Consider the following 22,615-nt stretch of genomic DNA (forward strand, 5'->3'; position numbering starts at 1 on the left):
ACAAGCCATGATTACCAATGCGACATTGATCTATTTGATAAAGGTAAATATTGCGCTAGTCGTGTTTTATCTTTTTTATCGGCTATTATTCAGTCGGGATACATTTTTTACTTTCCGAAGAGTTTGTTTGTTAATGAGCCTTGCCTTGGCCTGTTTGTATCCAATGGTCTTGTTTTCTTTTGGAGAAGATCAAAAAGTAGTTATTCACCATGCGATTGCCCAATATGCGAGTAATCTTTTACCGGAAGTGACTGTTGGAATGGCTCCGGCACCCGTGGAAATAAATATGTTTGACATATTGTGCTTGGGATATTCAACTGTTGTGGTCTTTTTATTGGGACGGATCGTGATCCAGATATTTTCGATCCTTCGGTTCGTGAAAAAGCGGAATAGAGCAGTTTGTTTGTCAACACCGATTATTTTGTTAAAAGGTGAAGTTGCTCCTTTTTCTTTTTTCAAGTGGATATTCATCAATCCTTCATTGTATGAATCGGATGATTTACAAGAAATTATGATGCATGAAAAAACTCATGCAGATCAGTATCATTCTTTGGACGTGATGGTATCCGAATTATTATGTGCATTGTTTTGGATCAATCCGGCAATGTGGTTATTAAAAGGGGAGATTCGTCGTAATTTGGAATTTCTGGCTGATAAGCGGGTTGTATACTCCGGTGTTGATCGGAAAGCTTATCAATATCATCTCCTTCGTCTTTCTCATCCTTCGGCTGCAGCTCAAATAGTAAATAAATTTAATGTGACACCATTAAAAAAGCGTATTATGATGATGAATAAAAAAAGAACTTCGAAAATGGGATTGCTCAAGTATGCACTGCTATTTCCGGTTGTTGCGTTATTAGTATTGTCTAGTAACGTGCAGGCGATTGTGCATCAGGGAGATTATCGGGATACGGTGATTCTGGTCGATAAAGGCAAGTTGATTGTATCCGGAACTGTTGTTGACCAGTATAACAGAGCCTTGCGCGGGGTTACCGTGTTGATTAAGAATACTGCGGAAGGAACCCATACCGGATGGGATGGCAAGTTTATGTTGGCAGTTGATAAGGGGGCTGAACTTGTTTTTTCTCATGCTGGTAAAAAGAATATATTGGTTCCAGTGAAAGTTGGTGATCGGATGCGTGTAAGTATGTTGGATGACACCAGTCGGCCGGTGGTGAGAGAACCTGAATATGAGGGCTCGGATAACGATATATTTCAAGTGGTTGAAGATATGCCACAATTTCCTGGTGGAAGTGTTCAAAGATATGTAGCTCAACATATAAAGTATCCGAAGGAAGCGGCGGAGAAGAATATCCAGGGAAAAGTATTTGTTCAATTTGTTATTTCGAAGACAGGAAAAGTTACTGATGTGAAAGTTGCTCGTGCCGTACATCCTTTATTGGATGCGGAGGCTATAAGAGTTGTACAAGAAATGCCGAATTGGAAACCGGGAACGCAAAGAGGAAAAGCCGTGAGGGTTTCATATACAGTTCCCATTAATTTTCAATTACAAGAACCTGTATTGAAAGAAACCGAAAAGAAATAGACTTCGTGTTATAATGCATGGAAATGAATCCCCTCTTTCGCATAATATATGATGTGAAAGAGGGGATTTGTAAAATAATTTCAATATCTTTGAAAATATCATAGGTGTTAAAAATAACTACGGAGTGTCGTGTCATGCTTGTTTCCCAATCCGTGGTCAAGTAGGTAATAATTATTAAAAAGACTCGTTATGATTACAAAGAGGAAAAAAAAATTGAAAATGAAGTGGGATTGGTGTATCCCGTTTTTTTCTATGTTGGGAATATTGCTTTTTACTACTTGCCTGCAAGCTGCGGAATCTCGGGGTGGAGATAGGGATTCAGTAAAGTTTATGGTGAAAGGTACCGTGGTGGATAAAAGTGGTCAACCTTTGGAGGGTGTCAGTATTTTTGTAACAAAATCAGACAAACGTATATTTACCGGGAAGGACGGGAAATTCTCGTTGATGGTTAATAAAGGGGCAAGACTTGTAATTTATCTTCAGGGTAAGGTGACGAAAGAGGTGAGGGCGGATGTCAAAAAAGAGATGCGAGTGGTTATGCTTAACGAGATGTATATGGAAGAGAGGATGCCCTATTTGCTGGGCGAGGATGTGATGCAATATGTAGTCAGGAACATAAAATATCCGAAAGATGCGTTGGAAATGAAAATTCAGGGTAAGGTGTTTGTACAATTTATTGTTGAAAAAGATGGAAGTTTGTCGAATGTGAGAGTAATACGTCCTGTTTACCCTTCTTTGGATGAAGAAGCATGTCGGGTGATTAGGGGTATGTCACAATGGAGTCCCGGAATTCAAAAAAGTAAGCCAGTACGGGTTTCTTATACCCTTCCTATAAATTTTAGTTTGCGTTAAGAGAGAAGGGTTATCCGAAAAGTTTTAGCGGATAACCCCTTTCTTTATTTTTCAATTCTTTCCCGCTGTCACGATATACATATCATCCACGTTCAAATATTTTTGAGCCAGACGCATAATGTCTTCGGGGGTGCAAGAACGGATCTTGTCGATAGCCCGGAGATAGAACGTGTTATCTTGTCCGTAATTGAGTTTGTGTTTCAAGGCATCGGACTGGGAGAAAACACCGTCTAGTTCTCGTAACAACTCCCCGTTAAAATAACTCTTTACGAGACTTAATTCTTCTTCGGGAACGAGTTCTTCTTGCAGGCGGCGAATCTCTTTTATACATTCAGCTATTGTTGCCTCCGTTGCGTTGGCATTGACATCCGTTGCGATCATCCAGTGAGCGGCTTGCGGCATGGTAACGTTGTATGAGCCGATGCCATAGGTGTACCCTTTTTCTTCCCGGATGTTCGACATCAGGCGGGAGCCGAAATAGCCGCCGAGTACCATGTTCAAAAGCTGGAAATACGTGTAGTCTTCGTCCAGTAACATGACTCCGCTTTTCCCGATACGGATACTGGTTTGTACGGCATCGGGTTTGGATATATGGTATTTACCGGGGCCGCTCGGTTGTATTGAGTAGGTCTTGTCTGGTGGCAGGGGGGTACTGCTCATGGGCGAAAAGGCTTGGCTTACTTCTTGTAAAACCGTATCGCTGACATTCCCGCAAAGCATGATTCTGCATTGTGATGCCTGCACTCTTTCCCGGTAGAAATCGTGTAATAATTCCGGAGTCACTTGGTCGAAATTTTCCAGTGTGAAGTAATTTGCATAAGGGTGTTCCTTCCCGTACATACGGTATATGAATTCCATCCGAGCAAGGTAAGATGTCTTTTCTATATTTACCAGATGTTGCTGTTTCCGGTTACGGATATACGTTTCCAGTTCTTTTTGCGGGAATGTACTTTCAAGTGTCATTTCTGCCAGCATACGAATGGTTTGTGGGGCGTATTTATTAAGCGAAATTAGGCTTAATTCAGCTTTGTGCATACCGCAATTGAAATCCACGTATGCTCCATGATAATCAAACAACTCTGCAATTTCGGCAGAGGTATGTTGACGGGTTCCCTCGTTGAGCATGTTAATCATGCTTGATGCGATAACCGGACGGGATTGGTTGTAAATCCCGGCTGAGAGTACCACGTCCATCTTGAAAACCTCTTGATTGGGATCGTGAAGGTACACGATTTCGATTCCATTGGGAAGCGTGATTTGTTGATGCCCCCACAGCGATGGACGGGAGATTTCAGTGATGGACGGTTCTATATTTCTATTCATAAAAGTAGCAATTATTTGTCTTTAAGATACCACAAGGTAGAGCAATTCTGTGTGGAGAATAATTCTCGGGCGGTCTGTTTTATCGAATCAAGAGATACTTCCGCGTATCGGATAGACTCCGAATTAATCAGGTTAATATCTCCTAGATAGTCAAAAAATGCCAAGTTGGCTGATTTCCCTTGATAATTGATCTCGCTGTAAGAGATTCGGGCTTCAGTTTTGTTGATTACCTTTTGGAGTTCCCGTTCTGAAATCGGGTCTTCGATAAAACGATCAATCTCGTTTTGGATGGCGGCTTCCGCTTCTTCTATCGCTACTCCTTCCGAGAGTTTCCCGGAGAAAATGAATAATCCCGGATCCATGTCCCCGGTGATATAAGCGTCAATTTCCGAGAATAATTTCCCGTTTTTAATGAGGTTGATGTACAAGCGGGAGGATTGACCGTTGGATAATATGTCTGAGATCGTGTCGCACGTGTAGAAATTATCCGATCGGCGGTCGCCCATATGATATACTTTATATATTGCATCTGCCGGAACTTTGTTATGCTCGCATACGAGGCGACGCTCTTCGGTTTGTTGCGGTTCCATGGGTAATGCTTTTCTCTTATAACGAACGGGAGGAATGTCCCCGAACCATTTTTTCACGAGTTCAAGGGCTTTTTCGTCGGTAATATTACCGCTGATACTTAGTATGGCATTATCCGGGGCATAGAAACGATGAAAGAAGTCTTCCACCTCTTCCAGGGATGCCCCTGCGATATGGTCAATGTTTTTCCCGATAGTAGGCCACTGGTACGGATGTACCTTATAGGCTAAAGGACGTAATTTCAACCAAATGTCCCCGTAAGGATTATTGAAGTAGCGCTGTTTGAATTCTTCAATGACCACGTTGCGTTGAACGTCAAGTGATTTTTGGGAGAAATCGAGTGCCAGCATCCGGTCTGATTCCAGCCACAAGGCCGTTTCGATATTGGGGGCCGGGATCGTGATGTAATAATTCGTGTAGTCGTTATTCGTGAAAGCATTACTATCCCCGCCCGCTTTCTGAACGTGATAATCGTAATCCGCGATGTGTTTGGATCCCCCGAACATTAAATGTTCAAAAAGATGGGCAAAGCCCGTGCGATTGGGATCTTCGTCCCGGGCACCTACTTTATAAAGGATGTTCACGGATACAAATGGAGTACTGGTATCTGTGTTACAGATCATTGTTAAGCCATTGTCTAGTGTGTGGCGTGTAAATTTTATCATAAATGTAAATTCATTTTCATAGTTTCAGATCGCCCAATTTGCTTGTTGTTTTGTTGAAATCAGCGATAATATCTTCCATAATTTCAGCCACGGTTTCTTCTTTGTGCAACATGGATGCGATTTGTCCGATTTCTAACTCACCTTCCGTCATGTCACCTTCGAAGATTCCTTTCTTAGCCCGTCCTTTACCTAAAAGTTCAGTTAATTGGGCGGCCTCTGCTCCGGCGTCTTCCAGTGCTTTTACCTGATTGAAGAAGTCGTTTTTAATCAGACGGGTTGGGGCGAGTTTTTTCAATGCCAGCATGGTGCCACCTTCTTCCGTGTCAAATACCCGTTGTTTGAATGTCGGATGGGCGGAAGATTCTGCGGCAACGGCAAAACGGGTTCCGATTTGTACCCCTTCCGCTCCGAGAGTCATGGCGGCTGCCACGGATTTTCCAGAGGATATTCCCCCTGCGGCAATAACGGGTAGGGAGCAGGATTCCACTACATTGGGAATCAAGGTGAGTGTGGTCGTCTCTTCCCGTCCGTTATGTCCCCCGGCTTCAAAACCTTCTGCAACAACTGCATCTACTCCTGCCTCTTCGCATTTCTTTGCAAACAGGGCGCTACTGATTACGTGTACTACGATGATGCCATGTGATTTTAACAAGGGTGTCCATTTTTTGGGGCTCCCGGCAGAAGTGAAAACAATTTTAACGCCTTCTTGGATAATAATATCCATAAGCCGGTCAATTTCCGGATAAAGTAACGGGACATTGATCCCCCACGGTTTATCCGTGGCCTCTTTCATTTTCCGGATATGTTCCACCAGCATTTCCGGGTGCATGGAACCGGCGCCCAGTAATCCTAATCCCCCGTTGTTACTTACTGCGGAAGCTAGCCGCCATCCGCTACACCATACCATACCCCCTTGAATAATCGGGTATTTTATATTGAAAAGTTTTGTTATTCTATTTTTCATGATGTATAAATAAAATCGTTTGTAATCATCTCTTGTAAAAAATTAGCTATAAGGATGTCCTCTAGCTATAAAATCACTCTTCAGGAAAGACGTGACATTAAACAAAGATAGAGAAAAATGCTGCTGTTGAAAAGTATTTTTCTTTAAAATTGTTCACTGCGGATAGCAAAAGGCTTTCATTAGACCCTAAAGTTTCCGGACACTCGTTTTTTGAACGATAGATTATTTCTTGATATTCAGTAATTCCGGGCTGAAATCCGGCAATTTCCTTTTATTTTGGATTTCCCGTATTTTTAAAGAATAACAATGATTCTCTATTAAAAATAAATACTATTTTTGTTGCAAAATAAATTATTTACTTAGATGTGAAGAGGTAAAGGTGCGTGGTTATAGGAAAACATTGTTTATTTTCTTCATTTCTATAAAAAATAAATTCAAATGACAGAAAAGCTTACTCTAAGAGACAATGCAGCCGTTCGGTGGGCCGCTTTATTGTTGCTGGCATTAGCCATGTTTTGTTCATATATATTTATGGACATTTTATCACCGATTAAAGATTTGATGCAGTCAGAACGTGGTTGGGATTCATTGGCATTTGGAACAATGCAAGGTTCTGAAACATTCTTGAATGTATTTGTATTCTTTTTAATTTTTGCCGGTATCATTCTGGATAAAATGGGTGTTCGTTTCACTGCTCTTTTATCAGGTGGGGTAATGTTAATCGGTGCGGTTATTAAATGGTATGCTGTTGCAGAAGGTTTCAAGGGAAGCGGGTTGGAAGCATGGTTTACGAACAATTTGAATTACATCCCGGGTTTTGATGAGTTGGGAATCTCCCCGTTCTACCAGGGAATGCCGGCATCTGCTAAACTGGCTGCAGTTGGTTTCATGATCTTCGGCTGTGGTGTGGAAATGGCTGGTATCACGGTTTCTCGCGGTATTGTAAAATGGTTTAAGGGACGTGAAATCGCTTTGGCAATGGGGTCCGAAATGGCATTAGCGCGTTTAGGAGTTGCTACTTGTATGATTTTCTCTCCGTTCTTCGCCAAACTTGGTGGACAGGTTGACGTTTCTCGTTCAGTTGCCTTTGGTGTGGTGTTATTGATGATCGCGTTGATCATGTTCATTGTTTATTTCTTCATGGATAAGAAATTGGATGCACAGACCGGAGAGGCTGAAGAAAAAGATGAGCCCTTTAAAATTAAAGATATTGGGAAAATCCTGTCAAGTGGAGGTTTCTGGTTGGTTGCATTACTTTGTGTATTGTATTACTCGGCTATTTTCCCGTTCCAGAAATATGCGGTTAACATGCTACAATGTAATTTGACATTTACTCCTCCTGCCGAAGGTTCTTTCTGGGCTGGGAATACTGTGACAATTATTCAATATTGTATCATGCTGGTTGTTGCAGCTACTGCATTTGCATTTAACTTTACAAGCAAGAAGGCATTGAAAACTTTGTTGTTAGCTATCTCTGTAATAGGTTTGATTATATTCTGCTACATGGGTTATATGCGTCAGTCGGCAGAGACTATTTTTGCCGTATTCCCGTTGTTGGCAGTGGGTATCACGCCGATTCTTGGTAAAGTGGTTGACAATAAAGGTAAGGCTGCTACCATGTTGATGTTCGGTTCAATCTTGTTGATCGTGTGTCACTTGACATTTGCATTTATCTTACCTCTGTTTAAAGGTAGTGCAATCGGAGGTGTTTTGATTGCGTACGTGACCATTTTAATTCTGGGAGCATCGTTCTCGCTGGTTCCGGCTTCATTGTGGCCGAGTGTTCCGAAGTTGGTTGATCAGAGAGTGATTGGTTCTGCTTATGCATTGATATTCTGGATTCAAAATATCGGTTTGTGGCTTTTCCCGTTATTGATCGGTAAAGTGTTGGATAACACAAATCCTCAAGTTGTAAATGACTTGAAGAATCACGTGATCACCCCGGAACAAGCTGCTGTTTCCTATAATTATACGTGGCCTCTTGTCATGTTGGCTTGCTTGGGTGTTGCCGCTTTGATTATCGGTATAATCCTGAAACGTGTTGATAAGGTGAAAGGTCTCGGTTTGGAATTACCGAACGTTCAACAGTAAGAAGAAAATTGATTGTATTCATATTGAAAATGTCCACTTCAAACGAGGTGGACATTTTTAATTTAGAATATATCTTGTGGTTTATATTTTTTTCTCGATCCTGTACACGTTCCGATCGCTGGCACTTCGGGAAACTAATTCTGCCAGGAAACCGGCTAAGAAAAGTTGAGAACCGATGATCATGCAGGTCAGAGCGATATAAAAGTAAGGATTATTTGTCACTAGAGGGGCTCTTAGGTTATGGGCCACGGCGATCAGTTTTTCAATACCGATCCAAGCGGCGGCACAAAATCCGATAATAAATAACAGCGTTCCCAGCGCACCGAATAAGTGCATGGGTTTTTTAGCGAACCGGGTAATAAAAGTTACGGAAAGTAGGTCGAGAAAACCGTTAATAAACCGGTTAAGTCCGAATTTCGTTACCCCGTATTTTCGGGCTTGATGATGAACCACCTTTTCCCCGATCCGGGTGAATCCGGCCTGTTTGGCCAAAATCGGGATGTAGCGGTGCATCTCCCCGTATACTTCGATATTCTTCACTACCGTGTTTTTATAAGCCTTTAATCCGCAATTAAAGTCATGTAACTTTATGCCGGAGAACTTCCGGGCAGTAGCGTTGAAAAGCTTTGTCGGGAGTGTTTTGGTTATCGGGTCATATCTTTTCTTTTTCCAGCCGGAAATCAAGTCATAATCTTCTTCCGTGATCATGCGGTAGAGTTCCGGAATCTCGTCCGGGCTATCTTGTAAATCTGCATCCATGGTGATTACCACGTCTCCTTGTGCATCCTCGAAACCACAATGTAATGCGGCCGATTTCCCATAATTACGGCGGAATTTAATGCCACGTACATGATCGTCTTTAGCAGACAGTTGTTCGATCACTTTCCATGACTTGTCGTTACTCCCGTCATCTACCATAATAATTTCGTAGGTAAAATTGTTCGCAACCATGACTCTCTCGATCCATGCGGAAAGTTCTGGCAAGGATTCTTCTTCATTATATAACGGTACGACTACTGAAATATCCATGTTTAAAATTCTTGCGGGTTAAACGGTAATTTACTTCTTCTGACCAACCCGGCTATAAATAGCGAGAAGGCTGCTCCCACGATGATTCTATTGAATAGTTCCCCGAAAGCGATACTGGCGGGAACAAAATATACATCAACATTTTCTTCGAGCATTTTGAAGAGCGGGGAGTTCTGACCGGTAATTTTCAGTGTGTTTATTGTCACATTTTTGAATTCGGTCAGTAAGTCCGCGTTGAACGTGTATAAAAAGAACACGTACACGGCATAGCATAACGAGGCGATGCAAAGGATAAAAATGCCTGTTTTCAGTGCTTTCCCGTAAGAAATGACGCCTGCCAACTGTTCATCCCTGTATTTCCGGACACCGATGAATATCCCGAAAATGGTTAGCATCATGATGATGTTGTGGAATTGTGCGTTTACCACGATTCCTTTTCCTGCCAGGATAAATAACAAAGATGCGAAAATGAAGGTGCCCCCGATCAGGCACCCGAATATTGAATTCTGTTTTAAGAATAGCTCGTTATTTTTTTCCATTTAATTTTTCTCCTTTAGTATAATTGGGCGGGACCTCTTAACGAGATCATTTCACCGACCTGAGGTTGCTCGCCGTTTTCCATGTAATTATATTGCAACAATTTGGCGAGCTTGATTCCATATATCTGGGAGATCATGTACATGGTGTCTCCGGCTTTCGTTTTATGGAACGTGTAACCTTTGGGGGCTTTGTTCTTTTTCTTTGCCAAGAACACGTGCATTCCTGTACGGATCGAAAGTTCGTTTTTATCGTTGTATTTTAGTAATTTCTTCAACGGAATGTTGAAATACTGGGCGATACTTTCAAACGTGTCCCCTTCTTTCACTTTCACGGAAGGAATTCGATTGATATATACCACCCGGCTCTGGTAGTTTTTGCTTTCGCTGAGTTTGTAGTTTAATTCATTGGGTATCGGACGGACTTTTTTTGCCGGGCGATCGAATTGATATAACTCTTCTTCCTCGATAATTTTAATGAGTTTTTGTGCGTAATCGGAGGCGGTTGCATATCCTGCTTTTTTCAAGCCTTTGGCCCAGCCTTTATAATCTGTTTTTGGCAGGTCGAACAGGAAGGCGTAGCGGGGGCGGGTGAGTAAGAATTCACTGTGATCTACCCATGATTCTTCCGGATTCCTGTATTTTCGAAAACATTCGTTTCGTTTATCATCGTCCATGGTAAAACTGGCCCCGTTCCAGTTATGGCATTTGATACCGAAATGGTTGTTGGCGTTGACCGCCAGTTTGGATGTTCCGCATCCGGATTCCAACATCCCTTGTGCCAGCTTGATACTGGCGGGGATTCCCGTACGATCCATCTCTTCGATGGCAATACTTTTATATTTTTTGATGAACGCTTTGCGACTGTCAGTAGAGGCTCCACATATGTTAACACATATAAAACTCAAAAATAAAATAACGTAAATCTTGCTCATAGTTTCCGATAATGTTTTATATTGGCGGTAAAATTACGAAAAAAAATAGAATGGAGAAAGCGGAATTGAAGATTGATTACACGGTGTACCGGGAATCTTACCCGGAAGGGTACGAGGAATTGTGTCGTGCAGCCTTGGATGTCACGAAAAATGCGTATTGCGTGTATTCCGGTTTTGCCGTGGGGGCCGCCGTGTTGATGAATAACGGTGAGGTCGTTTGTGGTACCAATCAGGAGAATGTTGCTTATCCTTCCGGGCTGTGCGCCGAGCGGACCGCATTATTTTATGCTTGTTCTACGTATCCGGAGGCGGGGATCAAGGCAATTGCCATTGCAGCCCGGGATCATGGCGTGGAAGTGGAGGACAATGTTACCCCGTGCGGGGCTTGTCGTCAGGTGATGGCCGAGATTGTTCAACGCTATAAAGCGGATTTTGACGTTATCATGATAGGCAAAAAAAGAACCCTCTTGATCAAGGCCAGCCAGTTATTACCTTTTTCGTTTGTCATGCCTTAAAATGCTTTCCCGAAGAGAATGAAATATTGGTTTGATTAAACCAGAATTAGGTGTAATACAGTTGTAATCTAATAGAGAACAGTACCCTTTTTCGTTGATCATTCAGAGATCAACCGTTGATGCGCCTGTCGCTGTTATCTGAGTTCTGTTTAAGCTCTGGGGAGTCTTCGAAAGAGGGGTAGCTTTTCGGTTAAATCTCTTCTTGTTCTCGGATAGATTTGTTGAACTTTACTGGTTATTATCTGTTGTTCAATATATTGCTTTACATTTATTCGTTTTGTATTCGTTATATCATTGTTGAAGTGAAAACAATAACATAACGAAACAATGAAGGGACGGGTGTAAGCGTAAGGGTGGTGGAAAAAAGGAAGAAATATAGTCTATTTTTTATAAGTTTTGAATAATACTTTTTTGAAGTTGATGTGACTTATTCAAAGAAAGATGTAGAACGGACGAAATTGTTTACGGAAGGCATGGAATAATAAAATATTATTACTTTTGTGATTATTAAACGATCGTCTTTTGATATAGTATGTGGGGATTTAAAAAAGATGTGATTCTTTCGTAGGAAAGATTTTTTGGAATATATAATATGCCCATTATGATGGTGGAAGATAAGGATGTAGAAGGATTACGGCGGGGGGATAGAGTTTGTTTTGAGAATATATTTAATCGGTATTCTCCGGATTTGTATGTGGTTGCTTATCGTATCACGGGAAATAAGGCGGTAGCGGAAGATGTTGTCCAGGATTTTTTCGTGAAGTTGTGGATGAACCGGGAAAAAGTGCTGATATATAAATCCTTCCGTTATTATTGTTTTTCTGCAATACATTATGCCTCCTTAAATGCGACACGGACAAAATATAGGGATACGGAATTATCTGAAGAATTAGAGGATCCGTCTTGTGTGGAGTATGAAATGGAACGAGCGGAGTTGTGCGAAAAAATTCATCTGGCAATTGATTCTTTGCCGGAAAAATGTAAAGCTATTTTTGTGGATGCCTGTATCGAGGAATGTAGCTATGTTGAGGTGGCTCAAAAGTATGATCTATCGATAAATACAGTAAAAGTGCAAGTAAGTAAAGCGTACCGGATTTTACGGGAAAAATTGACGAAAGAGCAATTTTTTATTTTTTTGTTGATTTTTTTGAAATCCGAGTAATACTTTTTTCAAGTTGATGTGACTTGTTAATGAAAGGTTATTTGAATATGGAAGAGTACAGATCAAATATGAATATTCTAAAAGAGGTTTTACGAGGGAAACGTCCTCATGATGACGTGGAGTTCGTGGCTTGGCTGAAAGAATCCGAGGAGCATCAGAAATGTTACGAGGAGGTTCTGCAACAGGCTGCAAGCGATTTGAGGATTAAAAAATCGTTTAATCGACAACTTATATGGAACCGGGTGTTGGATGAGACTCGGAAAAAAGAACGAGTACGAGTTTTGCGACGTTCTTTCATGCGTTATGCCGCTGTGTTATTACCGTTCGTGGCTTTGTTTGCTTGGTGGCTACTGAAGACGGGAGATGTGGAGTCAAGCGTGGAGGTTACTGCTAATGAGGGTGGTATTATGTTGTTTCTTTCTAACGGGGAGCGGGTGAACATTAGTCAGTTCGATTCGACTGGAGTTCTGGAAAAGAACGGGATGAAAATTAGGATGACGGAGAAAAGGGATCAAATCGTGTACGAGAATCATGATGACATTTCCAAGGAATTAATTTATAATACATTGAGTGTTCCCGCCCGTGCAGAATATTGTCTGACCCTAGAAGATGGTACAAAGGTGTGGTTGGCGGCAACCTCCCGGTTAAAGTATCCGGTTAATTTTGTGGGAACTTCTCGGGAAGTGTATTTGGAAGGTGAAGCGTTTTTTGACGTGGCGAGGGATACGTCAAAACCTTTTATCGTGAATTGTGCCACTTTTTCGGTGAAAGCCTTGGGGACATCTTTTGATGTAAGTTGCTATAATGATGATGAATTTGGTTTGGCGACTCTTGCCTCGGGAAAGATTGAAGTAGCCCTTGGGGATCAGAAAAAAATATTGAGTCCCGGGGAGCAAGCCTTGATTAAAGAACAATCCTTATCAGTGAAAGAGGTGAATATTTTGCCTTATACGTCTTGGATGGAAGATCGGCTTTACTTTTTTAATGAAAAACTGGAGTCGATTATGAAACGGATGGCTCGTTGGTATGGAATTGAGGTGTGTTATGCGGACCTGGGCATTCGGGAATTACACTTTACAGGGAATGTGCCCAAGTATACCGATATTGAAAAAGTATTTGATATACTGGAGTTCGCTACCCATTTGGATTTTTCTTTAGAAAAAGGTAAAGTACTCATTTCCCGATCGAAGAAATAAGGAATTTTTGAGTAAATAATGTGTGATATTGAACGTGAAAATGTTCAATAATGGGAATACTATATACTAATGTTTTTTAATCATATAAATTAAAACCAATAACTTATGATGAAAAAAGTTGTGATTCAATCGCGGAAATTCTTGTTTATTTTCGTGACTCTGTTGCTGGCTTACGGGACCATGCTAAGGGAAGAGGTTTCAGCCCAAACGCAACAAATGAGTGTTAAGTTTGAAAATATGTCTCTTTTGGATGCCTTGGGACATTTAAGCAAACAAACGGGTGGAAAGATATTATACAATCATGAGCGGATTGATAAATCCGTGAGGATTAATGTCGTATTGACGAACAAAGCTCTTCCTGATATCCTGAATAAATGTTTGCAAGGGACAAAGTACATGTACAAGGAAGTAGATGGGGTATATGTTATTTCCGAGAAAGAAGAGGTGGTTGTTCAAGAAAAGAAGGAGATTGTGGTGAAAGGAAATGTAAAGGATGAGAGGGGTGAGCCCATGCCGGGTGCCACGATTATATTGAAAGGTACGACGATCGGTATAACCTCTAATGAGACGGGAGATTTTACATTACTTCTGCCTGCTAAAGACTCGTTGATATTACTTGTTTCCTTTATCGGTTATGAAACACAGGAGATAAAAGTACAAGGCGACAAGAAACTGAATATACGGATGAAGATCGAAACAAGTGCTTTGGAAGATGTGGTCGTTACAGGATATGCCAATATTGATAAAAAGAGCTTTACCGGAAATGCTGTTAGCGTGAGCAAAGAGGAATTACTGAAAGTTTCCAAGTCAAATGTGATTCAAGCATTACAGGTTTTTGACCCTTCCTTTAGAATTAGGGAGAATAATAAATGGGGATCAGATCCGAATGCATTGCCAGAGGTGAATATCCGGGGTACTTCCAGTACGGGAGTGAAGGCGTTGGATGCCGATCCGCTGGATAAATCGAATTTGAAGAATAACTCAAATCTGCCGACGTTTATTATGGACGGTTTCGAAATTACAGCGGAAAAGTTGTATGATTTTGATCCCAATAGAATTCAGAATATTACAATATTGAAGGATGCTGCTGCAACTGCGATTTACGGTTCTCGTGCTGCCAATGGGGTGGTGGTCATTACAACCGTGGCTCCGAAAGCCGGACAGTTGTCTGTAACGTATAGTTTGACCGGAAAAGTTTCTACTCCTGATTTGAGTGATTATAATTTAATGAATGCCAGAGAATTGTTGGATACAGAAATTGCGGCAGGTTTTTATGAGGCAGAGACTTTTCCCGAATTGTATTCTAAGCGGGAGGAATTGTTAGCTAAGGAGGCGAATATAGCGCGGGGAGTGAATACTTATTGGTTGTCGCAACCTTTACGTACAGAATTCAACACGCAGCATAGTTTGTACATGGAAGGAGGGGCTCAAGGTTTACGATATGGGATTGATTTTAGTTATCGGAATGATAAAGGGGTGATGAAAGAATCTTTCCGAAAGAGAATAGGGGGAGGATTTTCTATTAATTATCAAGTTAAAGGTTTGTCGGTGCGAAATTATATCTCTTATAGCGTGATGAATTCAGAGGATTCTCCATACGGTTCTTTTTCTAGTTATGCATCAGCATTGCCTTATGATCGTTATAAAGATGAAAATGGGGTAATTGCCCAAAATTTGCCTCAATGGCATAATAGATCCGGGATGACGACTGAGGATTTGGGACGGGTAAATCCATTGTACGAGTCAACTTTGAATAATTTCAGTGGATCAAAGTATGAGGAGTTAATTGATAACTTTGGTGTGAATTGGATGTTTGCCGAGCATTTTCAGTTAAAGGGTGATTTTAGTGTGACCCGCCGTTTTTCTACGACAGAACGTTTCGTTGATCCAAAGTCTTTACAAAATAAGAATGAATCATTGTCTGTAAATAATATGTCTTCTGGCTCGTATAATTTAAGTAAGAGTGAAGAACTTAGTTGGAATACCAATATTTTGTTTGCATATAATCAAATGGTGAATAGGCATAATATAAATTTGACTGCCGGGTTGAATATTATGGCAAATAAGAGTGAGGGGACTTCTAGTCAATATAAAGGTTTCCCGTCCGGCTCGTTGAACTCTATTAATTATGCAGAGGAAATATATGAAAAGCCGACTGCTAATGAGCGTTTGAGTAGAATGGTTGGTTTTTTGGCTGGATTGAATTACACGTATAATAATATTTATTTGTTGGATGCTTCTTGTCGTTTTGACGGTTCTTCAGATTTTGGTAAAGATAAAAAGTTTGCTCCTTTCTGGTCGGCCGGACTCGGTATTAATATTCATAATTATGAATTCATGAAACAACAAGGTGTGTTGTCAACTTTAAAATTGCGGGCATCATACGGGGCCACGGGTAAAGTGAATTTTCCCCCGTATGTAGCGAAAACAACCTATGAAGTCTTAACAGATCAATGGTATCGTACGGGATTTGGTGCATTACTGAAAGCATTGGGTAATCCGGCTTTATCTTGGGAGAAAACGAAAACTTTTGATGCTGGATTCCAATTAGGTTTTATGCATGACCGTTTGTTTATCACGGGAAGTTGGTATCACAAGAAAACGACAGGTTTGATTACCACGGTAGCTATTCCGACATCTTCAGGATTCAATGATTACTATGATAATATGGGTAATGTATTGAATAAAGGTATTGAGTTGGATGTGAAGTACGAGATTGTAAGACGTCAGGATTGGAATTTCTCTGTCTATGGAAATATGTCTCATAATAAAAACGAGATATTAGCGATTTCGGAGGCATTAAAACGGTATAATGACCGGGTAAATCAGTATTACCAACGGAGTTCGAATTTGAAATCGTCTTCGGAAATTTTAACAAAATATGAAGAAGGAGGTTCTAATACGGCCAAATATGGAATGAAATCTTTAGGAATTGATCCGGCAAACGGTAAAGAGATGTTTTTAAAGAAAGATGGGACGATTACTTATACTTGGTCTGGAGACGAGATGGTGATTATCGGTGATACAGAACCGGATGCTCAGGGGTCTTTCGGGTTTAATGTGCGTTATAAAAATTTGTCATTGTTCGCTTCGTTCATGTATAAGTTTGGTGGCGATGCCTATAATTCTACTTTGGTGACGAAGGTTGAGAATGCTAAGATTTACGAGGAAAATGTGGATAAACGTGTTTTGAAACAAAGATGGCAGAAACCAGGAGACAACGCTAAATATAAGGATATTAGAAATCAAGATGGGTACACAAAACCGACATCTCGTTTTATGCAGAAGGATAACGAGCTTAGTTTGAATTCTATTACATTAGGTTATGATTTGGATTCTAAATTCTTACGAAAATATAAATTTGGCTTGGTTCGTTTTGAATTAGGTGCAAATGAATTGTTCCGAATCTCAACGATCAAGCAAGAGCGGGGAACGGAGTTTCCTTATGCCCATTCATATAATTTCTCTATTAAAATTAATTTCAATTAATGCGATGAGTATGAAAAACAAAATATTGTTACTATTGTTTTTACCGCTATTGTTTGGATGCAATGGCTGGTTGAATGTCACTCCGCAATCGGAAGTTGATGAAGAAGACCTTTTTGCAGACGGGGAAGGGTATCGTAATTCGTTGAACGGCGTTTATTCCCGGATTTCGGAATCGGATATGTATGCTCAACAATTGACTTGGGGATTTATGGATGTGCTGGCTCAATATTATAATTTTGACAAAATGAATCAATATGGAGCTTATCCTAAAGCTTACAAAGGTGATTACGATAATAGTGAGGTCAAAGGGATTTTAGAGAGTATTTGGCAGGGGGCTTACAAGTCAATAGCAAATTGTAATAATTTGATTCAGAATATAGATAAGGAGGATGTTACAAAATTTTTGGGGCGTGAGGGAGAAAAGAATATGTTGAAGGGGGAAGCTTTGGCTTTACGGGCTTTTTTGCACTTTGATTTATTACGCTTATTTGCTCCCGTGGCTGTTGAATTAAATGGGGATAAAACGGGATACGTGCCTGTTAATGATAATAACGAGTATCTTCCTTATTGTGAAACTCATCCTGCAGTGTTCCAGAAACGGGAGAATGTGCAAGATTATTTGGACAAAGTTATTCGGGATTTAAAAGATGCCAAAACTTTATTGGCCACGTTTGATACAGTTTCTTCTGTGAGAAAAGATCAATTAAGAACAACTAATCGTTTATTGGGAACTGCAGGAGCGGTAGAGGATTTATTCTATTGTTTCCGGGGGTTCCGGATGAATTACTATGCGGCAACCGCAATGTTGGCTCGTGTATATAATTATAAAGGCGAGCTACAATTAGCAGCAGAACAAGCTCAGGAAGTGATAGATAACGGGTCTTTTCCGGTTAAGGGAGATTATGCTAAGCCCAAGCAATATGAGGATGTTATATTTGCATTGAGTAATCGGAAATTGACAGAACTTTTTGAGGCTTACTATACCGGAACCAATAAGGTGTTATGCGTGTCGAACACGGCGCTAAATAAGATATTGGGATCCGATACTTATGATTATCGTGGGTATTATCATATGCAAAATTTGGATGGAGCGAATAAAGTGAGTAAAAAGTATCTTCCTGTAAGTTCTGATCAAGGAACGATCCCTAATGAAATCATTCCGATTATTCGTACAAGTGAGATGCAGTATATTGCGGGAGAGTATTATGCCTCTATTAAAGATTATGCGACGGCAGCTTCTCGTATTACGGTGGTAAAGCAGGCATCGGGTGCCTATACCCCGGTAACGGTACAAAGTCTTGAGGATTACCATAAGACATGGATAAATGATGCTTACCGTACGTTTATCGGTGAAGGACAGTTATTTTTCTTGTATAAGAAGTTGGGGACAGAATTTTATTCGGGAATGAAGGATGGGGCGTTTGTTTTCGAAATTCCGGATAGTGAAGATGTAACTTTAAATCAATAGAAAAATAATGGTCACCAAAAATATAAAGATTATGAAAGGACAGTTTCTCTTTTTATTCCTTCTTTTGGCCGTTTTCGGATGTAAGGAAGATGAGTTCGATACATATAGTAGTGTTAATTATTTGAGTTTTTATAATAATCCGGCTACGGATAGCATCGTGGAAACCTTCTTCTTTCATCAGGGGAAGGATGCGATTGAAGTTTCCGTGAAATTTAATTTGGGAGGCCAGTTATTGACCGAGGATTGCCCGATCAAGTTGTGTGTGGTGGATTCTTTGTCGGGATTGTTGAAAGATGGGAAGGTGGTATCTCCGCTTTCAGATGCGGATTTTGCATTTCCGGATGAGATGGTTTTTCATAAAGGTGTGAATGTCGATTCGGTGTTTGTAGTATTGAAGAAAACGGCTCAATTGGAAGATGCTTATTGTCGGGTTGTATTACAAATTAAGCCGAATGAATTTTTTGAAGTAGGTGAAACTGTTTATAGCCAAGCAAAGATATACTTTACTTCAGCGATTTCAATTCCGGGATGGTGGGACGAGACGGTTGATAAATATTATTTAGGTGGATTTACACCCAAGAAATACGAGATTTTTTGTCGGGAAGTGGGTGTGACAGATCTGACGGGTGTTGAGGAAAAATATATACGGGAGTATGCCTTGAAGTTTAAGCGTTATTTGGAGGCTCATCCGGAATACGAGGATGATGGAACTAGAATAACAGTGACAGTAATCGGTTAATAATGAATGTTATGAAAAAGATATTGATATTGTGTCTTGTGATGGCTTGGAGCATAACAGGATGTTACGAAGATAAAGGTGATTATGATTATCGTAATTTGGCAGAAGGTACAATCGGAAATGTAAATGGATCATACCATGTGTCTGTTGGAGATACGTTGATTATTGAGCCGGAGATCGTGTTCGATTTGGAAACGAAAGTTGGGTTAAAGTACGAATGGTCCGTGGAGCTTGATTCTGTGTTTTCCCGGGAGAAAAATATAGAATATATTATTCCCCTGGATGCTCCGGAGCAGATGAAATGGGTGTTGCAGGTAACTGATACATTGAGTGGATTAACTTTTATGACCCAGACGATGGTAAGGGTTAGTTCACTTTATTCCGATGGTTTTTTGATTTTATCAGAAAAAAATGGTGTGTCATCATTAAGTTTTTTAAAAAGAGTGAAAGGGGAGTGGGCTCGGTGTATCTATGATATTTATGAAGGTATTGAAGGCGTTTCTTTGGATGGGAAGCCTGTACAGATTCATCTGCATGATTTAGGAAATCAGACAGACGAACATATTATGCTATTGCAGGATGATTTTTATAAATGTCTTGACTTGGATGGTGCGAATTTGGAAAAATCTTTGGAATTGTCGAAAGAATTTCAAGTGATCCCGGAGAACGTGAGACCTAAGCAAGTATTCTTTGATGATTGGTATAGTTTTTTGCTGGCCGAGGACGGACGGGTATTCGGGCGTAAGAATTTTAGTTCAGAAGCTTTCCATACGGGATATTTTTCGCAATATCCGATGGTGTATATGGAACCTGATGCTGTGGGTGAAGAGGTTGCTCATCAATTGAATGCAGATCGTTTCGTGTATGATATGAATACAGAAAATGGGTACGTGTTCGTGTATGAAAAAGAGAGAAAACGATTCTTGTATATCCGGGGGGCTTCCAGCTATGGAACTATTGGAGAGCCGAAATGTGCTGGTTATCCGAATGGATTTATTCCCATGGATAACTTGGGTAATAATGAGTTAATAGCAACAAGCGGGTATTGGTGGAATGACTATTATATTCCGGCTGGCGGGTTGTATAATATCATCAAACGTGCGGATGGAACTTACGTGGGACAAATGTTGTTAACGGATGACCCTGAAGATATTGTGGCAGAGTCTCAACGGGAATTTAAGGGGGATATGATGAATGACAATATTTTATTGTTGATTCCGGATAATGGTAGAGGCCGGGGATTTGGTTGTCCGTATGCTTTCATTGCTTCCGGTAATGTTTTGTATTATTTTGGAAAAGATGCGGAGGGTGAGATTGTGCCGGAACGGTATTATAGTTTTCCGGCAGAAATTAAGGCGATGGAGGATGAATTCTATGCTAATGAATATTTGTGTGTTGGATTGGCTAATGGTGAAGTTTACCTCTTGAAGATTAATTCAGAGGGATTTGCGTCGGACGAGGCGGGACGTTTGGTCATGAAGATGGATCAAAATGTTGGTATGGTAAAACAGATTATTCATAAAGCAGCGGAATAGTATGAAATATATATGGCTTTTTGTAATCCTTCTGTGCGGGTGTGCAGGACAATCGTTTTTAAATGTACAAGCTGACTATCGTAATGTACTGAATATATCTAACTGGCCTCAAGGCATCAGAGAAGGAGTTTCTCTTTTCTCTGATTTGGGGGCATGGCATGGATTTGCCTTTATTCCGGATAGTGTCGGAATGGCAGGAGGTTTTTCCGGTCCCATGTCTATGGCATCCAATTATGCCGTGGGCTCTTATACTGCGGTTGCATCAGTGGTTGTTGACGGAGTATTACAGGAAGTTACGAATGCTATTGTTGAAAAAAGTTATTTTCCGGGTCGGATGATTCAGTCCTTTACCTGGGAGACTCTAACCTTGACACAGGAGATTGTTTTTGTAAACAATCGGACTTCTTTGTTGCGGACTCGGGTCCGCAACACGGGAGGTCCCAAAGAGGTTAAGATTATTTATGAGGGGAGCTTTTTTACTCAATATTTCCAAGGTCAGGTTATTGACGGACGGACGGTGTATTTGGAGTTTCCCGCAACGAAATGTTGTTTTGAAATAGAGGCGGGTGAAGGCTGTCATGCGGTAGTTCGGGATGGAAAGTATCGTTTTGAAACGGAGGTGCGAAAATTCGGGCGAGGTGAGGAACGGGAGGATATGTTTGTTTATTCCGCTTATTTTAATGATGAACCAGAACACGTGAAGCATCCGGTATTGGAGGGAAATCCTTTCGAGGAGAGTGAACCATTTTTTGAAATGGCCGCTCAACGATGGGAGCGCTATATTGAAAAGTTGTTTGAAAATAAGTCGGAATTATTTACTAATTTGAAATACAGAAGAATAGCAGTCAAGTGCTTGATGACGTTGATGGCGAATTGGCGGAGTGCTGCACATGATTTATTGCATGATGGAGGTTATCCTTCTTATTGGGGATTCAGTACGGGATTCTGGTCATGGGATTCTTGGAAGATTGCTGCGGCGATCGGGCGTTGGGAACCGGAGTTGGCTAAAGATCATATTCGGGCTTTGTTTGATTACCAAACAGAAGAAGGTATGATTCCGGATTTTGTCAGCCGGATAAAGTATATTAATAATTTGCGGGATACGAAACCCCCTCTGGCTTCATGGGCCGTGGAGGAAATTTATGATGCGGACGGGGATTTGTCCTTTGTCGAGGAGATGTTTGATCGGTTGTTGAGGTATCATAATTGGTGGTATGCTTATCGGGATGTTGATCAGAACGGACTGTGTGAGTACGGGGCAACGGACGGGACTTTGCAGGCTGCGGCTTGGGAAAGCGGGATGGATAATGCTGTGCGTTTTGATAGTACAGAGATGTTGAAGGGTGAGTTACCGAAAGCTTGGTCTATGAGTCAGGAAAGTGTGGATTTGAATACTTACTTGTATGATGAAAAGATGACGCTTGCCCGCTTTGCCCGCTTGCTAAACCGGGAAGAGTTTGCTAATCAGTTGGAAAAAGATGCGGGTATTCTGGCCGACAGGATTCGACAAATCATGTTCGATGATGAGAATGGATATTTCTTTGATGTTCGGTTAAAATCACACGCTCTTATTCCGGTTTACGGACCGGAGGGTTGGTTACCTCTTTGGGCCGGAGTAGCAAACCAAAAACAAGCGGATCAGGTGAGAAATATTATGATGGATGTGAATCGGTTCAATTCCTTTGTGCCTTTGGGAACCTTGGATCTAAGTCATCCCCGCCTGGAACCGGAACGAGGTTATTGGAGGGGACCAGTTTGGTTGGATCAGGCGTATTTCGGTATTCGGGGGTTGAGAAATTACGGGTATGATAAAGAGGCAAATGAATTGACATTAAAAATATTAAATAATTGCCAGGGGCTGTTGGGGGATCAGCCTGTTCATGAAAATTATAACCCCTTGACCGGAGAGACCTTGAATGCTCCGCATTTTGGTTGGTCTTCAGCACATTTGTTATTAATGATGTTTGAATATAAATAAGTAA

The 22,615-nt window shown here is 40.9% G+C and carries 17 protein-coding genes; 11 read left to right on the plus strand and 6 right to left on the minus strand.

What is annotated here, in order from left to right; all coding sequences use genetic code 11:
• The first annotated feature begins 7 nt into the window (after positions 1–7).
• Together AB5542_RS02175 and AB5542_RS02180 are read left to right on the plus strand one after the other, a co-directional pair.
• Positions 8–1,546, plus strand: a complete 1,539-nt coding sequence (locus AB5542_RS02175; protein ID WP_279039915.1) for a M56 family metallopeptidase — start codon at positions 8–10, stop codon at positions 1,544–1,546.
• Between the two features lie 189 nt (positions 1,547–1,735).
• Positions 1,736–2,398 (plus strand): energy transducer TonB, encoded by a 663-nt coding sequence (locus AB5542_RS02180; RefSeq protein ID WP_279039916.1) that lies wholly within the window; start codon positions 1,736–1,738, stop codon positions 2,396–2,398.
• A gap of 51 nt (positions 2,399–2,449) precedes the next feature.
• On the opposite strand, the gene AB5542_RS02185 is transcribed toward AB5542_RS02180, so the two are convergent.
• From AB5542_RS02185 to AB5542_RS02195, 3 genes are read right to left on the minus strand one after another with little or no spacing between them, the layout of a single operon-like run.
• The gene (locus AB5542_RS02185) at positions 2,450–3,721 is read right to left on the minus strand and encodes a M16 family metallopeptidase (RefSeq protein ID WP_279039918.1); all 1,272 of its coding nucleotides are present in this window, start codon (positions 3,719–3,721) and stop codon (positions 2,450–2,452) included.
• An 11-nt stretch (positions 3,722–3,732) separates the two neighbouring features.
• A complete protein-coding gene (locus AB5542_RS02190; RefSeq protein ID WP_279039920.1) occupies positions 3,733–4,974 on the minus strand; it encodes a M16 family metallopeptidase in 1,242 nt (413 codons plus the stop codon).
• Positions 4,975–4,990: 16 nt separating this feature from the next.
• On the minus strand, positions 4,991–5,938 hold the full coding sequence (locus tag AB5542_RS02195; RefSeq protein ID WP_279039922.1) for an NAD(P)H-dependent flavin oxidoreductase: 948 nt from the start codon (positions 5,936–5,938) through the stop codon (positions 4,991–4,993).
• Between the two features lie 438 nt (positions 5,939–6,376).
• On the opposite strand from AB5542_RS02195, the gene AB5542_RS02200 reads away from it, so the two are divergent.
• On the plus strand, positions 6,377–8,029 hold the full coding sequence (locus AB5542_RS02200; protein ID WP_087421080.1) for an MFS transporter: 1,653 nt from the start codon (positions 6,377–6,379) through the stop codon (positions 8,027–8,029).
• Between the two features lie 81 nt (positions 8,030–8,110).
• On the opposite strand, the gene AB5542_RS02205 is transcribed toward AB5542_RS02200, so the two are convergent.
• Genes AB5542_RS02205 through AB5542_RS02215 form a run of 3 tightly spaced genes read right to left on the minus strand, consistent with a single transcriptional unit; the run spans position 8,111 to position 10,529 of the window.
• Positions 8,111–9,058, minus strand: coding sequence for a glycosyltransferase family 2 protein (locus tag AB5542_RS02205; RefSeq protein ID WP_087421081.1), 948 nt, complete (start codon positions 9,056–9,058; stop codon positions 8,111–8,113).
• Between the two features lie 2 nt (positions 9,059–9,060).
• Positions 9,061–9,597, minus strand: a complete 537-nt coding sequence (locus AB5542_RS02210; RefSeq protein ID WP_087421082.1) for a DUF4199 domain-containing protein — start codon at positions 9,595–9,597, stop codon at positions 9,061–9,063.
• 14 nt (positions 9,598–9,611) lie between these two features.
• Positions 9,612–10,529, minus strand: a complete 918-nt coding sequence (locus AB5542_RS02215) for a glucosaminidase domain-containing protein (protein WP_270544620.1) — start codon at positions 10,527–10,529, stop codon at positions 9,612–9,614.
• A gap of 50 nt (positions 10,530–10,579) precedes the next feature.
• Between AB5542_RS02215 and AB5542_RS02220 the strand changes: the two genes are divergently transcribed.
• The 8 genes from AB5542_RS02220 (at position 10,580) to AB5542_RS02255 (ending at position 22,611) form a co-directional block, all read left to right on the plus strand.
• Positions 10,580–11,044, plus strand: a complete 465-nt coding sequence (locus AB5542_RS02220; RefSeq protein WP_279039924.1) for a cytidine deaminase — start codon at positions 10,580–10,582, stop codon at positions 11,042–11,044.
• A 601-nt stretch (positions 11,045–11,645) separates the two neighbouring features.
• Positions 11,646–12,206: an RNA polymerase sigma factor gene (locus tag AB5542_RS02225; RefSeq protein WP_279039925.1), complete on the plus strand. Its 561-nt coding sequence runs from the start codon at positions 11,646–11,648 to the stop codon at positions 12,204–12,206.
• A gap of 47 nt (positions 12,207–12,253) precedes the next feature.
• Positions 12,254–13,402, plus strand: coding sequence for a FecR family protein (locus AB5542_RS02230; protein WP_279039927.1), 1,149 nt, complete (start codon positions 12,254–12,256; stop codon positions 13,400–13,402).
• Between the two features lie 105 nt (positions 13,403–13,507).
• On the plus strand, positions 13,508–16,891 hold the full coding sequence (locus tag AB5542_RS02235; protein WP_279039928.1) for a SusC/RagA family TonB-linked outer membrane protein: 3,384 nt from the start codon (positions 13,508–13,510) through the stop codon (positions 16,889–16,891).
• 10 nt (positions 16,892–16,901) lie between these two features.
• Positions 16,902–18,359 carry a RagB/SusD family nutrient uptake outer membrane protein gene (locus AB5542_RS02240; protein WP_279039930.1) on the plus strand — a complete coding sequence of 486 codons (1,458 nt, stop codon included), beginning with the start codon at positions 16,902–16,904 and terminating at the stop codon, positions 18,357–18,359.
• A 31-nt stretch (positions 18,360–18,390) separates the two neighbouring features.
• Entirely contained in the window at positions 18,391–19,098 is a 708-nt protein-coding gene (locus AB5542_RS02245; protein WP_270544624.1) for a DUF4843 domain-containing protein, read from the plus strand.
• An 11-nt stretch (positions 19,099–19,109) separates the two neighbouring features.
• Positions 19,110–20,633: a PKD-like family lipoprotein gene (locus AB5542_RS02250; protein ID WP_270544625.1), complete on the plus strand. Its 1,524-nt coding sequence runs from the start codon at positions 19,110–19,112 to the stop codon at positions 20,631–20,633.
• A gap of 1 nt (position 20,634) precedes the next feature.
• Positions 20,635–22,611: an MGH1-like glycoside hydrolase domain-containing protein gene (locus AB5542_RS02255; protein WP_279039932.1), complete on the plus strand. Its 1,977-nt coding sequence runs from the start codon at positions 20,635–20,637 to the stop codon at positions 22,609–22,611.
• Positions 22,612–22,615: the final 4 nt, after the last annotated feature.

Origin of the sequence: Butyricimonas sp. RTP31003st1_G1_RTP31003_210430, assembly GCF_040920905.1 — a bacterium.
Classification (GTDB): domain Bacteria; phylum Bacteroidota; class Bacteroidia; order Bacteroidales; family Marinifilaceae; genus Butyricimonas; species Butyricimonas paravirosa.

What these genes read in the sequence shown, in the direction of transcription:
- AB5542_RS02175 (WP_279039915.1), top strand. Translation starts at nt 8, where the DNA reads ATGATTACCAATGCGACATTGATCTATTTGATAAAGGTAAATATTGCG.
- AB5542_RS02180 (WP_279039916.1), top strand. Translation starts at nt 1,736, where the DNA reads ATGATTACAAAGAGGAAAAAAAAATTGAAAATGAAGTGGGATTGGTGT.
- AB5542_RS02185 (WP_279039918.1), bottom strand. Translation starts at nt 3,721, where the DNA reads ATGAATAGAAATATAGAACCGTCCATCACTGAAATCTCCCGTCCATCG.
- AB5542_RS02190 (WP_279039920.1), bottom strand. Translation starts at nt 4,974, where the DNA reads ATGATAAAATTTACACGCCACACACTAGACAATGGCTTAACAATGATC.
- AB5542_RS02195 (WP_279039922.1), bottom strand. Translation starts at nt 5,938, where the DNA reads ATGAAAAATAGAATAACAAAACTTTTCAATATAAAATACCCGATTATT.
- AB5542_RS02200 (WP_087421080.1), top strand. Translation starts at nt 6,377, where the DNA reads ATGACAGAAAAGCTTACTCTAAGAGACAATGCAGCCGTTCGGTGGGCC.
- AB5542_RS02205 (WP_087421081.1), bottom strand. Translation starts at nt 9,058, where the DNA reads ATGGATATTTCAGTAGTCGTACCGTTATATAATGAAGAAGAATCCTTG.
- AB5542_RS02210 (WP_087421082.1), bottom strand. Translation starts at nt 9,597, where the DNA reads ATGGAAAAAAATAACGAGCTATTCTTAAAACAGAATTCAATATTCGGG.
- AB5542_RS02215 (WP_270544620.1), bottom strand. Translation starts at nt 10,529, where the DNA reads ATGAGCAAGATTTACGTTATTTTATTTTTGAGTTTTATATGTGTTAAC.
- AB5542_RS02220 (WP_279039924.1), top strand. Translation starts at nt 10,580, where the DNA reads ATGGAGAAAGCGGAATTGAAGATTGATTACACGGTGTACCGGGAATCT.
- AB5542_RS02225 (WP_279039925.1), top strand. Translation starts at nt 11,646, where the DNA reads ATGATGGTGGAAGATAAGGATGTAGAAGGATTACGGCGGGGGGATAGA.
- AB5542_RS02230 (WP_279039927.1), top strand. Translation starts at nt 12,254, where the DNA reads ATGGAAGAGTACAGATCAAATATGAATATTCTAAAAGAGGTTTTACGA.
- AB5542_RS02235 (WP_279039928.1), top strand. Translation starts at nt 13,508, where the DNA reads ATGATGAAAAAAGTTGTGATTCAATCGCGGAAATTCTTGTTTATTTTC.
- AB5542_RS02240 (WP_279039930.1), top strand. Translation starts at nt 16,902, where the DNA reads ATGAAAAACAAAATATTGTTACTATTGTTTTTACCGCTATTGTTTGGA.
- AB5542_RS02245 (WP_270544624.1), top strand. Translation starts at nt 18,391, where the DNA reads ATGAAAGGACAGTTTCTCTTTTTATTCCTTCTTTTGGCCGTTTTCGGA.
- AB5542_RS02250 (WP_270544625.1), top strand. Translation starts at nt 19,110, where the DNA reads ATGAAAAAGATATTGATATTGTGTCTTGTGATGGCTTGGAGCATAACA.
- AB5542_RS02255 (WP_279039932.1), top strand. Translation starts at nt 20,635, where the DNA reads ATGAAATATATATGGCTTTTTGTAATCCTTCTGTGCGGGTGTGCAGGA.